Annotated in this window: 6 protein-coding genes; all 6 read left to right on the top strand. The window is 44.6% G+C overall.

Annotated elements, in window-relative coordinates:
- Positions 1–308 precede the first annotated feature (308 nt).
- The 6 genes from AC570I_RS18240 (at position 309) to AC570I_RS18265 (ending at position 15185) form a co-directional block, all read left to right on the top strand.
- Positions 309–6797: an amino acid adenylation domain-containing protein gene (locus AC570I_RS18240; protein WP_497406605.1), complete on the top strand. Its 6489-nt coding sequence runs from the start codon at positions 309–311 to the stop codon at positions 6795–6797.
- Between the two features lie 16 nt (positions 6798–6813).
- Positions 6814–10857, top strand: coding sequence for a non-ribosomal peptide synthetase (locus AC570I_RS18245; protein ID WP_497406606.1), 4044 nt, complete (start codon positions 6814–6816; stop codon positions 10855–10857).
- Positions 10847–11554, top strand: a complete 708-nt coding sequence (locus AC570I_RS18250; RefSeq protein WP_497406607.1) for a 4'-phosphopantetheinyl transferase family protein — start codon at positions 10847–10849, stop codon at positions 11552–11554. Before AC570I_RS18245 ends, AC570I_RS18250 begins: the two co-directional genes overlap by 11 nt.
- 138 nt (positions 11555–11692) lie before the next feature.
- A complete protein-coding gene (locus AC570I_RS18255; RefSeq protein WP_047797916.1) occupies positions 11693–13045 on the top strand; it encodes a UDP-glucose dehydrogenase family protein in 1353 nt (450 codons plus the stop codon).
- Positions 13045–14109: a UDP-glucuronic acid decarboxylase family protein gene (locus tag AC570I_RS18260; RefSeq protein WP_497406608.1), complete on the top strand. Its 1065-nt coding sequence runs from the start codon at positions 13045–13047 to the stop codon at positions 14107–14109. The genes AC570I_RS18255 and AC570I_RS18260 overlap by 1 nt, the downstream gene beginning before the upstream one ends.
- A 20-nt stretch (positions 14110–14129) precedes the next feature.
- Positions 14130–15185: a WaaS/CpsH family glycosyltransferase gene (locus AC570I_RS18265; RefSeq protein WP_497406609.1), complete on the top strand. Its 1056-nt coding sequence runs from the start codon at positions 14130–14132 to the stop codon at positions 15183–15185.
- The last annotated feature ends 30 nt before the right edge of the window (positions 15186–15215 follow it).

Below are 15215 nucleotides of genomic sequence, written 5' to 3' on the forward strand. Positions count from 1 at the left end.
CGTGGCAAAATAAAAACGCTTCTAAACATTCTCCGCCCTGCCTTCTATTTACTTACATCCGCATATGGTAAAAGATACCGTCGGCAGCGCCTAATAAACCCATTCCCTGGCTCCGCCTTCCCGTGGCTAAATTAACATGCCGGAGGCATGCCCCCTGCCGATAGCCCTTTCGCACTATTTTCAGCACCGCATATAACCGGTATTTTAGTACACGCAAAAAAGATAACCGGCTTAAAGCTACAGTACTGCTTTACAGTTACTTAATCATTTACGCGCAAAATTAACGATCCAGTTAACCCCGGTTTTGTATGCTTAATAATACCCTCATATCCCGTTTTTTCGAGCACTGTAGTGTAAGCCCACATAGCATTGCTCTCGAACTTAATAATGAATCGTTAACCTATCAGGAACTCGACAACCAATCAAATCAACTTGCAAACTTATTGGTTAACACAGGAGTAAAACCAAATAACCATATCCCAATACTTCTAAACCGGTCATTTGAAATGATCATAGCCATTTTGGCCACAATGAAATGCGGGGCAACTTACATCCCTATCGATCCTTCTTCCCCTTCGCAGAGAATCAATTATATATTGAATGATCTGCAGGCTGATTTTTTAATTACCGAAGGAGCAAACGAACTGAATTTTGCTGGTACCACTATCAAAGCCGACGATCCGCAACTTTCAACACAATCCTGTGAAAAAATTCAAATCCAGGGAGCACACTGTGATATCTGTTACATCATATATACCTCTGGTTCCACCGGCAAACCAAAAGGTGTAATGATCGGTAATCAGGCCGTCGGTCACTTCATCAACAGCCAAAGTGAATACTATGGAATTGGGAATGATGACCGGATACTGCTTTTTTCCAGCTTTGCCTTCGATGCATCAGTTGAACAAATCTTTCTGGCCTTAACTACAGGTGCATCTTTAATATTAATACCTGAAGAATATTTAATAGACGTTAAACGGTTCACACAATATGTTCAGGATAAAAAAGTAAACCATCTCGATGTCACTCCTGGGTTTCTCGACAACCTGAATCCCGATCACTTCAACAACCTCAAACGGATCGTTGTAGGTGGAGACACCTGCCCAAAGAGTCTTTTCCTCAAATGGCAGGCAAAGGGGGCATTTTACAACGCCTACGGGCCCACTGAAGCAACAGTAACCGCAACCCTCTTCAAATGTAGTCCACACCAGTTGTCGTTGTCTTCAGGTTTACCCATTGGAAAACCAGTAAACGGAACAGGGGTATATATTCTCGACGAAACAAAAAGACAAGTAGCAAATGGCGTTGCTGGCGAAATTTATTTGAGCGGAAAACATCTCGCTAAGGGCTACCTCAACAATCCTGAACTTACAGACGAACGCTTTGCCATGATAGATATATCCGGCCCGCAACGATTGTATAAAACCGGTGATCTCGGCCGGCTTCTTGCAGATGGAAACATAGAATTCTTAGGGCGGATAGATAGCCAGGTTAAGATAAGGGGATACCGGGTGGAACTGGGCGAAATCGAAACCGCATTGAACACACTCCCCAACATCAGCCAGTCTGTTGTGGTGGTCAAAAGTAACGACCAAGGCGACAAGCAATTAGTAGCCTTTGTTGTGGCTGCGAATTCATTTTCTAAAGAAGCTGCTGAAGATGCTCTATCTGCAGACCTTCCCGAATTCATGATCCCAAAAATATGGGTTCAGCTTAATCAGATGCCATTAACAGTAAACGGAAAAATCGATAGGAATGCATTGGAAGTCCCCGACTACGCCGACTTACTGCAAACCCCTTATGCACAACCTAAAACAAAACTCGAAACTAAAATAGCCGCCATCTGGAAACAGATGCTCGATGTAAAACGAGTGGGACTAAACGACAACTTTTTTGATCTCGGAGGAAATTCACTCCTGTCGCAAAAACTGATGCTGGCCATGCAGGAACAAAATATTGTGCTGCCTATTGCAAAACTGTATCAATATCCTACAATAGCGGGAATAGCGAAATACCTGGATAAATCTGCCGAAAAAAACAGCAATACAAAACGCCATCAGGCACAAGCCGGAAGAAATATAGCGGTGGTTGGCCTGGCAGGTCGCTTTCCTGGTGCAGATACTGTCGGCGAGTTATGGGACCTGCTTTGCAAGGGAAAAGAAACCACCACATTCTTTACCGGTGATGAGCTGGATGTAAACATACCCGACAATATCAAAAACGACGAGCTTTATGTAAAGGCCCGGGGAATCATTAACAATACCATGATGTTCGATCCCGATTTCTTTGGCATCAATAAAAAGCTTGCTGAACTCATGGATCCTCAGCAAAGGATATTCCTCGAGATTGCATTCGAGCTACTGGAGAAAACTGGTCATTTGCAAAAAACCGATCAATATAAAACCGGTGTATTCGCTGGTTGCGGACCTAATTTTTACTATGAAAACAACGTTTTAGCCCACCCTGAGAAAATCGAAGTGATGGGTAAACTGCAGGTTACTACTGTAAACGATAAAGATTATATCGCATCGCGAACAGCCTATCACCTTAATCTTAAAGGCCCTGCAATTAATGTAAACTCAGCCTGCTCCACCTCGCTCCTGGCAATTTTAGAAGCGGTAAATAGCCTTCGGGCCATGCAATGCGACGTAGCCATAGCCGGCGGGGCAAGCATCAATGCTTCCATCAACAGTGGCCACCTGTATCAGGACGGCAGCATTCTGAGCAAAGACGGCCATTGCCGCCCTTTTGATAATGACTCAACCGGAACGGTGTTCAGTGATGGAGCCGGCGTTGTATTATTAAAACGGCTGGAGGATGCTGAAGCCGACGGAGATCAGATCTATGCCATAATCAAAGGCGTTGGCGTTAGTAACGACGGAAATCAGAAGGCCAGCTTCACTGCCCCGAGTACTGACGGACAGGCCGATGCAATTCTCACGGCCATTGCCGACGCAGATGTAGAAACCCGTAACATCAGTTATATCGAAACGCATGGAACAGGAACACCAATCGGCGATCCGATAGAGTTCGAAGGGCTGGTACAGGCATTCGGCAATCATGATGATAAACAATATTGTGCAATCGGGTCGGTAAAAAGCAACTTCGGCCACCTCACCGAAGCTGCCGGTGTAGCCAGCTTCATTAAAACCTGCCTCTCCCTGCACCATAAAAAATTATTGCCTTCTATCGGGTTCCAAACACCTAACCAAAATATAGACTTTAAAAACAGCCCGTTCTTCGTAAACACCAAACTTCAGGACTGGAAACATGAAATAAAGCTTGCTGGCGTCAGCTCTTTTGGTGTGGGCGGTACAAATGTCCACATCATTCTTGAAGGCTACCAGAATACCGAAATACCCACAACCTCAAGTCGCGAATACGAAATGATCGCCTGGTCCGCAAAAGCCTCAGAAAGCTTAACCGCCTATCATGCAGCATTGCAACACTTTACTGCAGGCCAGCCAGGCTTATTGGCGGAAGATCTTGCCTACGCCCTGAACACGTCGAGAGGGAGTTTTCCTTACCGCGGTTTTCAGGTAGTCAGTACCGAAAACCGGCTTTCGGAACAACTCAGCAGGCCCTACACAGAAACTCACCCACCGGCAGTATCATCAGCAGCAGGCGCAGATCTCGTGTTCCTCTTTCCCGGACAGGGCGCACAATACAATAACATGGGGCACGACCTCTATAAGCAGGAACCGGTATACAGAGAAGCCATTGATGAATGTGCTGAAATCTTGAAAGAATTTATGGAAGCAAACATCAGAGACATCATTTTTGATGAAAATAGCCTCTCCGATACCATCAATCAAACTGAAAATGCCCAGCCAGCCATTTTTGCGACCGGGTATGCCCTCGCCCGCCTGTGGATGAGTTGGGGACTTCAGCCCGGTTTATTATGCGGACACAGTGTAGGCGAATATGTTGCAGCACACCTTTCAGGAGTTTTCTCCCTAAGCGATGGTTTAAAATTAGTAGCCCTTCGGGGTAAAATGATGAGCACAATTCCCAGTGGGGGAATGCTTTCAGTCAGGCTAAAAGACACTGATTTATCTACACTATTAACAGATCAACTTTCCATCGCTGCAGAAAACACCCGGAACCTTTTTGTTGTGGCTGGACCATCAGCAGAGCTGGAAGACTTTAAGAATAAAATCGATAAATTAGGCATTCCCGGCAAACGTCTTTCGGCGAGCCACGCCTTTCATTCTTCAATGATGGATCCGGTTATCGCCGATTTTCGCAGTCTGGTAGACACCATCAGTCTTTCCAAACCCAAAATACCGGTGATGTCTACGGTAACGGGTAAAATGCTCACCGAATCTGAAGCAACCGATTCCGGCTACTGGGCTTCGCACCTACGCAAAACAGTAAAGTTTTCAACCGCCGTTGAAGCCATTATATCATCCTGCAATCCTTTGTTTCTGGAAATCGGTCCCGGGGAAACGTTGAGCGTTTTTGCCAGACAGATAGCGATGAGCCAATCCAGGCCTTATACTGTGATATCAGGTATTAAAGCTAAAGAGTCCGGCACCAGACAGGTCACCACAGCGCTGGGAAAATTATGGAGCAATGGATTTGACATTAACTGGCATCAATACTACAGCAGCCAGCAGCGAAAGTTAATTGAACTGCCTGCTTATACTTTTAACAAGAAAAAATACTGGCTGGAACCAGCATCAACGAATAAAGTGACAGAACATACCGCTCAAAACGCGTATCATAACATGGATACCCTTCAGACAAGAAAAAACACACTCATTTCCAGAGTTAAAACCGTACTCGAAAATTCTTCAGGCATTGGCTTCGATCAGGTCGACTTAAACAAAAACTTCCTGGAAATTGGCTTCGACTCACTTTTGCTTACCCAACTGGCCACTTCCCTTAAACGGGAGTTTGCCATACCGATCAGTTTCAGGCAACTAAACGATGAATGTTCATCTATAAATACGCTAACGGAATACATTGCGCAACGCATTCCTGAAGAAATTGTTCAGGAATTGGCTGCAATGCCTTCAGCTCCGCCAGTAGCATCTATACAAACCGCCCAAGGTCAAAATGGAAATGTACTTTCCCTCTTGTCTGCACAGCTAGAAATTATCGCTAAACAAATTCAACTCCTGAATCAGGCTGATGTGTCATTACTACCGCAGCCATCAATTCCCCTAAAGGAAACGCCCGCAGTGCCTTTGCACACAGCTGCAACTGTGCTAAGCAGCGAAGAAGAGACCAACCTGCGTAAACCTTTTGGTGCAACGCCAAAGATTGATCTAAATCATACATCAGTAGATTTAAAACAACAGAAATTCCTCACCAGCCTGATTCAACGCTACAACTTAAAAACAGCTAAAAGTAAAGCTTATACCGCCGAAAGCCGTCCATACATGGCCGACCCTCGTGTGGTCAACGGCTTCAAACCAGCAGTGAAAGAGTTAGTTTACCCGATTGTGGTTAAACAATCGTCTGGCAGCAGATTATGGGACCTGGATGGCAATGAATATATCGATGCGCTGAATGGATTTGGATCAAATATGCTGGGCTATCAGCCTGAGTGCATCAAAGAAGCCCTTCATGATCAGATTGAAAAAGGCTTTGAAGTAGGCCCACAGCATGAGCTGGCTGCTGAAGTCAGCCGTCTGGTATGCGAATTTACCGGCTTCGACAGAACCGGACTATGCAGCACGGGATCTGAAGCCGTATTAGGCTGTATCCGGTTGGCCAGAACTGTCACTTCCCGCCCAATCATTGTAGCCTTCACAGGCTCATACCACGGTATATTTGATGAAGTATTGGTGAGAGGTACGAAGAAACTTAAATCCTTTCCCGCAGCAGCTGGCATCATGTCTGAAGCTGTAGAAAACATTCTGGTGCTCGATTATGGGACGGATGAAAGCCTCAGGATCATCAAAGAAAGGGCCAATGATATTGCGGGGATACTTGTTGAACCTATACAGAGCCGCAGACCAGATTTTGTGCCGATTTCGTTTTTACAGGAATTGAGAAAAGTTACCCGCAACCAGGGCATTGCCCTGATTTTTGATGAGGTGATTACCGGATTCAGAATGCATCCTGGTGGTGCTCAGGCGCAGCTTGGCATCAAAGCAGACCTTGCAGCCTATGGTAAAGTGGTAGGCGCAGGCATTCCGATCGGCATAATTGCCGGCGACAAAAAATATATGGACGCGCTTGATGGCGGCATGTGGAACTATGGCGACGATTCAATTCCCGAAATTGGTATCACATATTTTGCCGGGACTTTCGTGCGCCACCCCCTTGCATTAGCTGCAGCAAAAGCATCGCTGCTGTACATGAAAACGCAGGGCCCCGGCTTACAGGAAAAACTAAACGACAAAGGCAACTTCATTGCCAAAGCCCTCAAGAGGGAAATTTCAGCGCGGCAGCTTCCAATAACAGTAGTCAATTATGGCTCGCTCTGGAAACTAACTTTCGATCAAACCATTCCCTTTAGTGAGCTTCTGTTTGTCATTATGAGAGAAAAAGGAATTCACATCCTGGATGGTTTTCCATGCTTCTTAACTGAAGCCACCACTTATCAGGATATTAATAAAATTATAACGGCTTTCACGGCATCGGCAGAGGAAATGATCAGGGCGGGCTTCTTCCCTAATCAGCAGCAACACCTGAATCAAACATATCAAAGCAGTGCTGTAGTCATCGACGGTATGGTTCCTCCGGTTCCAGGTGCGCGTCTCGGCAAAGATCAGTCGGGTAATCCGGCCTGGTTTATCGAAAATCCGCAGGTGCAAAATGGTTACTTACAGATTCAGATTTAAACTTAAACGCTCATAAATGGAAACTCTTTACGCTAAAAGCGATTTTATTGCCATTGATTTCAACCCTTTTGATGATCAGCTCGCCATCAGCAAAATCGTGTCAATTAATAAAGCACAGCAGGAAATTTACCTCTCCTGCCTTTTTGGACAACAACCGGCTAACCTGGCCTACAACGAATCGCTATCGGTAATCTTGACTGGCAATTTTAACGCGGGCTACTTCAAACAAGCATTTGCGCAACTCATTAAACGGCATGAAGCCTTGCGCAGTGTCATCAGTGGCGATGGGGAGAAGCTGATCATTTATGAAGATCTTCCCTATGCAATTACGGAAGAGAATTTGCTGCACCTCGATCAGGAAACCGCTAAAGCCAGGACAGCTGATTTTATAATGCGACAGATGTCTATGCCTTTCAATTTGCAGGAAGCCCCCCTATTCAGGGCTTTTATACATCAAACTTCTGCCGATAATCATATAGTCACCTTAATCTTCCATCATATTATTTGCGATGGCTGGTCAATGGGCATTATCCTCGAAGAGTTAAGTAAGGTGTACAGTGCACTTTGCAGGGGCAATTATCCCCTGCTACCCGAAGCATTCCAGGTGAGTCAATTCGCCCTTGTACAGGAAGAATATCTGCGTAGCCAAACCTTTCAGGAAACAGAGCAATTCTGGCTGAAACAGTTTCAACACCATATCCCTGAAGTAAACCTGCCTGCCGATTTTCCGCGTGGCGCATTACGGACTTATCAATCACAACGCATCGACCAGCTGCTCCATCAGGATGTAATTGAAACCCTGAGAAAATGTGGTGCGAAAATAGGTTGCAGTCTGGTAACTACTATGCTCTCCCTGTTCGAAATTCTCATCCACAAAAAAACGCAGCAGACAGAAATGGTCATCGGACTACCCTCTGCAGAACAAGCCGTAACTGAATTTTATAACCTGGTAGGTCATTGCGTTAATATTTTACCGATCAAAAGCCGTATCGACCCGGATGTCTCCTTAACCGATTATCTCAAAGCAAAACGCGAACAGCTGATGGATGTTTACGAACACCAGCAGTACAGTTTTAGTCAATTGCTCGGCAGTTTAAAAACTAAAAGAAATCAGTCGCGCATTCCTTTAATACCCATTGTTTTCAATATCGACATGGGTATGGATAGTGATGTAGATTTCTTTGAGTTAAAGCACCAGGTCGTTTCGAACGTACGCCAAAGTGAAACTTTCGAGCTCTTCGTTAATGCCACCGATACCGCCGAAGGCCTCACGCTCGAATGGAACTATAACAGTCAACTGTTTACATCCGAAAGCATCAACAAAATGATGGATGATTTTACGCTACTGATCAACGGATTCATTGAAAATCCATCTATCCGCATCATCGAGGCCATCAGCACTGAGCATACAAAGGCCATCCTTGCCGGTGAAATAACTGCCATTACCAAAACATGTATTGACCTCCTTAGCGAAAGTGTTTCTACCTTCCCCGATAAGATTGCTGTAGCCGATGAAATAAATCAGATCTCTTACCTGTCTCTCGACAAGCAGACCAACGCGCTGGCGAACTACCTTTCTGGTACGGGGGTTAAAAAAGGACAGATAGTTGCGGTTGCCATGCACCGCTCCGTTCAGATGCTTACAGCCATTATTGGCATCATTAAAACCGGGGCAGCTTATCTTCCGATCGATCCAACATTACCGGCCGATCGCATAAAATATATGCTGGCTGATGCAGATGTCAAGCTAATGATAACCGATGCGGCCGACAATATCGGTACCTCGGTCAATCGCGTTAACCTCAATCAATTATTTCAATTCCTTGATCTGAAAGCTCCGCGATGGCAGCAACCAGCAATCAGCTTAACCGATACCGCATACCTGCTGTACACCTCGGGCTCAACTGGTCGCCCTAAAGGCGTAAAAATCAGTCACAACAACCTCTCTAACCTCTTGTCAGGAACCATGCAGATTCCCGGCATGAAGCCTGAAGACAAGCTGCTGGCCATTACAACCATCTCTTTCGATATTGCAGTGCTTGAACTGTTTCTTCCGCTTGTTTCTGGTGCAAGTGTAACCATTGCGAACACCGAAGCTGCTAAAGATGGTCGCCTGATCAATGAACTTATTGTCCGCGAAAGCATCACCATTATCCAGGGAACACCTTCGACACTCTCGATGATATTGGATTCAGGACTTCAGCGCAATCAACTGCGGATCATTGTCGGCGGCGAACAACTTGACTTGCTCCTGGCCAGAAGAATCATGGCTACAGGTGCACGGTTGTGGAACATGTATGGACCAACAGAAACAACCATCTATTCTATAGGAAAAGAAATCCTCAGAGAGGACGAAGTGATTACAATAGGAAAACCCATACACAATACCCAGGTGTATATTACCAGTACCGCGGGGTACCCGGTACAAATCGGACAAACCGGAGAAATATGCATTGGTGGTGAAGGTGTCGGTCTCGGTTACCTCAATAACAATGCCCTCACTAGCCAGAGATTTACACTTGCGGGCAAAAATTCCAATACCATTTTATATAAAACCGGCGACCTCGGGAAAATACTTCCCAATGGCGAAGTACAATGTTTTGGCCGTATCGACCATCAACTAAAAATCCGCGGACATCGCATCGAACCGGGCGAAATTGAATCGTTATTGCTCAGTCAAACCGACATTAATCAGGCTGTGGTAGTGCAAAGAAACGATTATGGGGATGACAGCTGTCTGGTAGCATACATCATCCCAAAAGAAACAGCAGTCAGCAATCCCGCCGTGATTGGCCAGTCCTTGAATATCCGGAGTCAATTGCCATTAACCAAAGATTACACTCAAATGTTGTTGAACGAGCTGGCGAAAACTTTACCAGCTTATATGATTCCAAAATACGTTGTGGCCATGACTGCAATGCCTTTAACCCAAAGCGGTAAAGTCGACAGGAGTCGCCTGCCAGCACCGGAGGTAAATAAAGTATCAATTTCAAAAGATGAATCTAAGCGCCTTAATACCAACGAACAAATGTTAACTGATATATGGTCTGAATGTCTGGGCACTCAAAATATCAGCCTTAACGACGACTTCTTCGAACTGGGAGGAAATTCGCTGATGGCCGTAAGAATGATGGTGAAGCTGGAGAAAGTTACGGGCGTCCGCCTGCCATTAACCGCACTGCTTAGTCATTCTACTATTGAGCAGCTGGCGTTGCATTTGAAACCTGACTGGGGTGAACACCGTTCGCAAACCATTATTCCCATTCGTACGGAAGGAAACAAACCACCTGTTTACCTTATACACGGAAGCGGACTAAATGTACTTTTATTCAAAGGTGTCATGCAATCCCTTGATATCGATCAGCCTGTGTTTGGCGTTCAGGCCATCGGGCTTGACCAGTTTGAAGCCATCCCCGATAGTATCGAAGAAATCGCTGCGCGGTATATAGAAGAACTCCTCCTTCACAACCCACAGGGGCCATACAATATCGTTGGTTATTCTATGGGTGGATTCATCGCATTCGAAATGGCAAAACAATTAAAAGCCGCCGGAAGAAATATGAATATGCTGGGTGTAGTGGATACAGATACAGGTGGAAATGCATCACGCCCTGGTGACCATAAAAATCTGTCATATTTCATGAAGCGGCAATTCAAAAAAATACCCTTCATCACCAGGTCATTCCAGAAAACCCCGGTAAAAACCATTAAATATCAGCTGAACATCACCAAACAACGCCTGCTTAAAAAAGAGAACGAAATGGATCTCGAGTTTGGAATGCTCAGCCAGCGGGAAAAAGAAATCTATACGGTTTATGATCTGGCACTTGAAAAATATTTGCTCACGCCTGCGGCATTAAAAGTAACCCTCTTCAGGGTTTCGGAAAGGTTGTATTTTCTGGATGATCTGGTGCATCTGGGTTGGGACCGTTTTGCCTCCCTTGGTGTTGAGGTATGCGAAATTCCCGGAGATCATAAAACATTTATTTCCGAAATGCACAGGAGCGCTTTTGCCAGGATTCTACAAAACCAACTTAATCAGCACACCCATGCACACTAAGGAAAAGTTCGTCATCTCCAGTACGCCCTGGCATGATTACCTCCGTTCATCGGTACTTGAGCAAAACCTGAATCATGTGTTCCAAATTAACGTTACCGAATGCTTCGAAACCATCGCTGGTCAGTTGAATGCAGTGTTGCCCGCTACCGAAATAGAAAAAGCATCAAGGTTTTTGAATTATGACGATGCGCAACGTTACCTGTCAACCAGATTTGTGCTACGAAAACTCATATCAACCACAACCGGGCAGCAACCTTCGTCAGTATATTTCGGCGAAATAAAAAATAAAAAACCCGTTACAAAAGGGATAGCATTCAACATCAGTCACAGCGCCAATCGTATCCTGATCACCCTCAGCAAATGTGCCGTAGGAATTGATGTGGAGTACATCAGCCCACGTTTTGATTATGTGGAGCTCATTCCCAATTGTTTCGATCAGGATGAACAATACTTGATCAATTCTGCAAACGATAAAACAGCAATGTTTTATGCGCTCTGGACCCGCAAAGAAGCCATATTGAAAGCAACGGGTGAAGGTTTGATTGATGACCTGCCAGCACTTAACTGCCTTTCACCACTGTATAGAAACGCAGGCAGCGACTTCCAGTTACAAACCTTCGCACTCGGGGCTGATTACATTTTTACCCTGGCAAACAGCCATATAGCCAAAACCATATTCTGGAATTACCAGATTTAAACAATAAGATACCTGACTAGCAACTGGATATAGCCTTAAGAATGTCATGGCATTTGGTATTAAAGGGCTATTGTGATGCATAGCTCCCAGCTTTACCTTCGTATCAATAAAACATAGAAACCAAAACCCTCGAAATTCATGAAAATAGCAGTAATTGGTACAGGCTACGTTGGCCTGGTAACAGGCACATGCCTGGCAGAAACCGGAAACGACGTGATTTGTGTCGACATCAACGTCGCCAAAGTAGAAAAAATGCAAAATGGCCTTCTGCCAATTTATGAGCCAGGGCTTGAATTGCTTTTTAACCGCAACATCAGCCAGAACAGATTAACGTTCACCACCAACCTTGCTTCAGCAATTAAGGATGCGCAAATTATTTTCATGGCTTTACCAACCCCTCCAGGTGGCGACGGTGCAGCAGATTTATCTTACATACTTGGCGCGGCCAAAGATGTTGCCTCGCTGATTACCGATTACAAAGTGATTGTAAATAAGTCAACTGTTCCAGTGGGTACAGCTGCTAAAGTAAAAGCAATATTTGAACAACATACCACCATTGAGGTAGATGTGGTTTCCAATCCTGAATTTTTAAGAGAGGGAGTTGCGGTAGAAGATTTCATGAAACCCGATCGTGTTGTACTCGGTACTGGTAGTGAAAGAGCAAAAAAACTCATGACAGAGTTATATGCCCCTTACGTACGTCAGGGAAATCCAATCATCTTTATGGACGAAAAATCATCAGAACTAACCAAATATGCCGCCAACGCTTTCCTGGCTACAAAAATTACCTTCATGAACGAAATTGCAAACCTATGCGAACTCGCAGGTGCAGATGTTGATGCAGTCAGGAAAGGCATAGGCTCCGATGAAAGAATCGGAAAACGTTTTCTCTTCCCGGGTATTGGTTACGGTGGATCTTGCTTCCCAAAAGATGTTCAGGCACTGGTAAAAGCCGCAGATGAACATCAGTACAATTTCGAAATCCTGAAATCCGTGATGCAGGTAAACGAAAAACAAAAGCTTGTTCTGGTAAATAAAGTCCTTCAATACTATGATTTTGATCTCAATGGAAAGCATTTCGCCATCTGGGGATTGTCATTTAAACCTGAAACCGACGATATCAGAGAAGCTCCGGCACTTTATATCATCAAATCACTACTTAAAAAAGGTGCTACCGTAACCGTTTTCGATCCTGAAGGGTCTGAAAACGTAAAACAACTTTTCGGCGATAAAATAGGCTATGCCAAAGACCAGTACGAAGCGCTACATGCAGCTGATGCTTTACTTATCGCTACAGAATGGTCACTTTTCCGCAATCCAGATTTTGAAATGATCGAAACCCTGATGAAAGAAAAAGTCATTTTTGATGGACGGAACCTATTCGACCTGGAGAAAATGAATGGCTTAGGCTATTATTATAACAGTATTGGTCGTCAACTGGTTAACCAGTCTGATACTGAAGAAACAATTTACGTCGGAGGCCACGAATAATGATCAACAATAACATACCAGTACAGCACAACCAATCCGGAAATACATCAGCAAAACGCATCCTGATTACCGGTGCAGCAGGTTTCTTAGGCTCACACCTTTGCGACCGCTTCATAAAAGAAGGTTACCATGTTATAGGCATGGATAACCTCATTACCGGAAATATTGAAAACATCGAACACCTGTTTGCTTTGCCGAACTTTGAGTTTCACCACCACGATGTTTCCAAATTTGTACACATTCCCGGAAAGCTGGATTATATTCTGCATTTCGCATCGCCTGCAAGTCCGATAGATTACCTTAAAATCCCGATACAAACGCTCAAAGTGGGGTCTCTGGGTACACACAACCTACTTGGCCTGGCCAGAGCAAAAAATGCGCGCATGCTGATTGCTTCTACTTCTGAAGTATATGGCGATCCCAACGTAAACCCTCAGCCCGAAGAATACTGGGGCAATGTAAATCCGGTTGGTCCGAGAGGTGTTTACGATGAAGCCAAACGTTTTCAGGAAGCCATCACCATGGCATATCATACCTTCCACGGCGTAGAAACCCGCATCGTGAGGATCTTCAATACCTACGGACCAAGAATGAGACTAAACGATGGTCGTGTACTGCCTGCGTTTATCGGTCAGGCGCTACGCGGCGAAGATTTAACCGTTTTCGGTGATGGCAGCCAGACACGCTCCTTCTGCTATGTCGACGATCTGATCGAGGGCATCTACAGACTTCTACAAAGCGATTACAGCCAGCCGGTAAATATCGGCAATCCTGATGAAATCACCATTAAGCAGTTCTGTGAGGAGATCATAAAATTGACCGGCACTACGCAGAAAATCATCTACAAGGAACTCCCTCAGGATGACCCTAAACAACGTCGCCCTGATATCACCAAAGCCCGCGATTTGTTAAACTGGGAACCCCTGGTTGGTCGTGCAGAAGGCCTACGAATTACCTACAAGTACTTTAAACAATTACCTGAAGACGCCCTGCAGAAAACCGAACATAAAGATTTCTCAAAGTACAACACGCATCACATTGCGCAGGCAGAGCTTACATCCTGATCATTTTATCTCAAAGTGCAATGCTAAATCATACAGAAGTGACAGCCCGACCAGAATTACGTAATAAGAACATCCTGTATATCGGGGTAAAATTTTACTACTATCATCAACAGCTTATCGATAAGCTCGAATCAAGCTATGGTGCCCGGGTAGATTATTTTCCCGAAAGAGATACCAGTATCCTGTATGGCATTATCAATCGCCTGAGTCCTTCTAATCTGGAGGCCTATCAGGAACTGCACTATAAACGGGTTCTCCGTCAAATCATGGAAAAGGAATATGATTATTTCCTTGTCATACGTGGTTTTAAGATGCCCGTGTGGTTTGTAAAAAAGTTAAAAGAATTAAACCCATCTCTCAAACTGATCAATTATCAGTGGGATTCAAATGCAAACAGTCCATTCATTAATACGAGCACACATTACAACATATTGCCCGAATTTGATGTGACGTTATCTTTCGATTATAAAGATGTAAGTGATTACCCTCAACTAGCCTATTCTCCAACGTTTTATACCGACGAAATTAAGGCGCTTGGGCAGCAAAACGAAAGTAATGTACAAAAGTATGATCTGTTTTATTTCGGCTCTTATCTTCCTGAAAGATATGCAGGACTTCAAAAGTTCATTGCTTATGCAAAGGCCAACAACTATTCTCTGAAATCGCATTTTTATATGCCGATCAGATATTATATCATCGAAAGACTAAAGGGCGTTAAAATCGACTGGAAACTGATCAAACTTACCAAGATGTCCCGGGAAGATTACATAGCCAACCTGGCAAATGCGAAAACAATTATTGATGTAAGCAACGCAAAACAGTCTGGCATGGCCATGCGGGTACTAGATGCACTGGGTGCCGGTAAAAAGGTTATTACCACCAACAAATGGGTAGCCCAGGATAGCATATTTGATCCCAGGCAGATTGCTATTATAGACATTGAAAATATCAGTCTGGATAAAAATTTCATTGAAGATAACTCACCCCTGCCACGAAAGAAGGAATTCACAATGGACAGGTGGATAGAACGGATCTTTCTCGAGAGTTTCAGTAAAGTCAAGCAGCCGGCACAGTAATCTATTCACATTCCCCCAACCTAAACGTAA

The organism is Pedobacter sp. A2324, from assembly GCF_059693705.1.

What these genes read in the sequence shown, in the direction of transcription:
- AC570I_RS18240 (WP_497406605.1), top strand. Translation starts at nt 309, where the DNA reads ATGCTTAATAATACCCTCATATCCCGTTTTTTCGAGCACTGTAGTGTA.
- AC570I_RS18245 (WP_497406606.1), top strand. Translation starts at nt 6,814, where the DNA reads ATGGAAACTCTTTACGCTAAAAGCGATTTTATTGCCATTGATTTCAAC.
- AC570I_RS18250 (WP_497406607.1), top strand. Translation starts at nt 10,847, where the DNA reads ATGCACACTAAGGAAAAGTTCGTCATCTCCAGTACGCCCTGGCATGAT.
- AC570I_RS18255 (WP_047797916.1), top strand. Translation starts at nt 11,693, where the DNA reads ATGAAAATAGCAGTAATTGGTACAGGCTACGTTGGCCTGGTAACAGGC.
- AC570I_RS18260 (WP_497406608.1), top strand. Translation starts at nt 13,045, where the DNA reads ATGATCAACAATAACATACCAGTACAGCACAACCAATCCGGAAATACA.
- AC570I_RS18265 (WP_497406609.1), top strand. Translation starts at nt 14,130, where the DNA reads ATGCTAAATCATACAGAAGTGACAGCCCGACCAGAATTACGTAATAAG.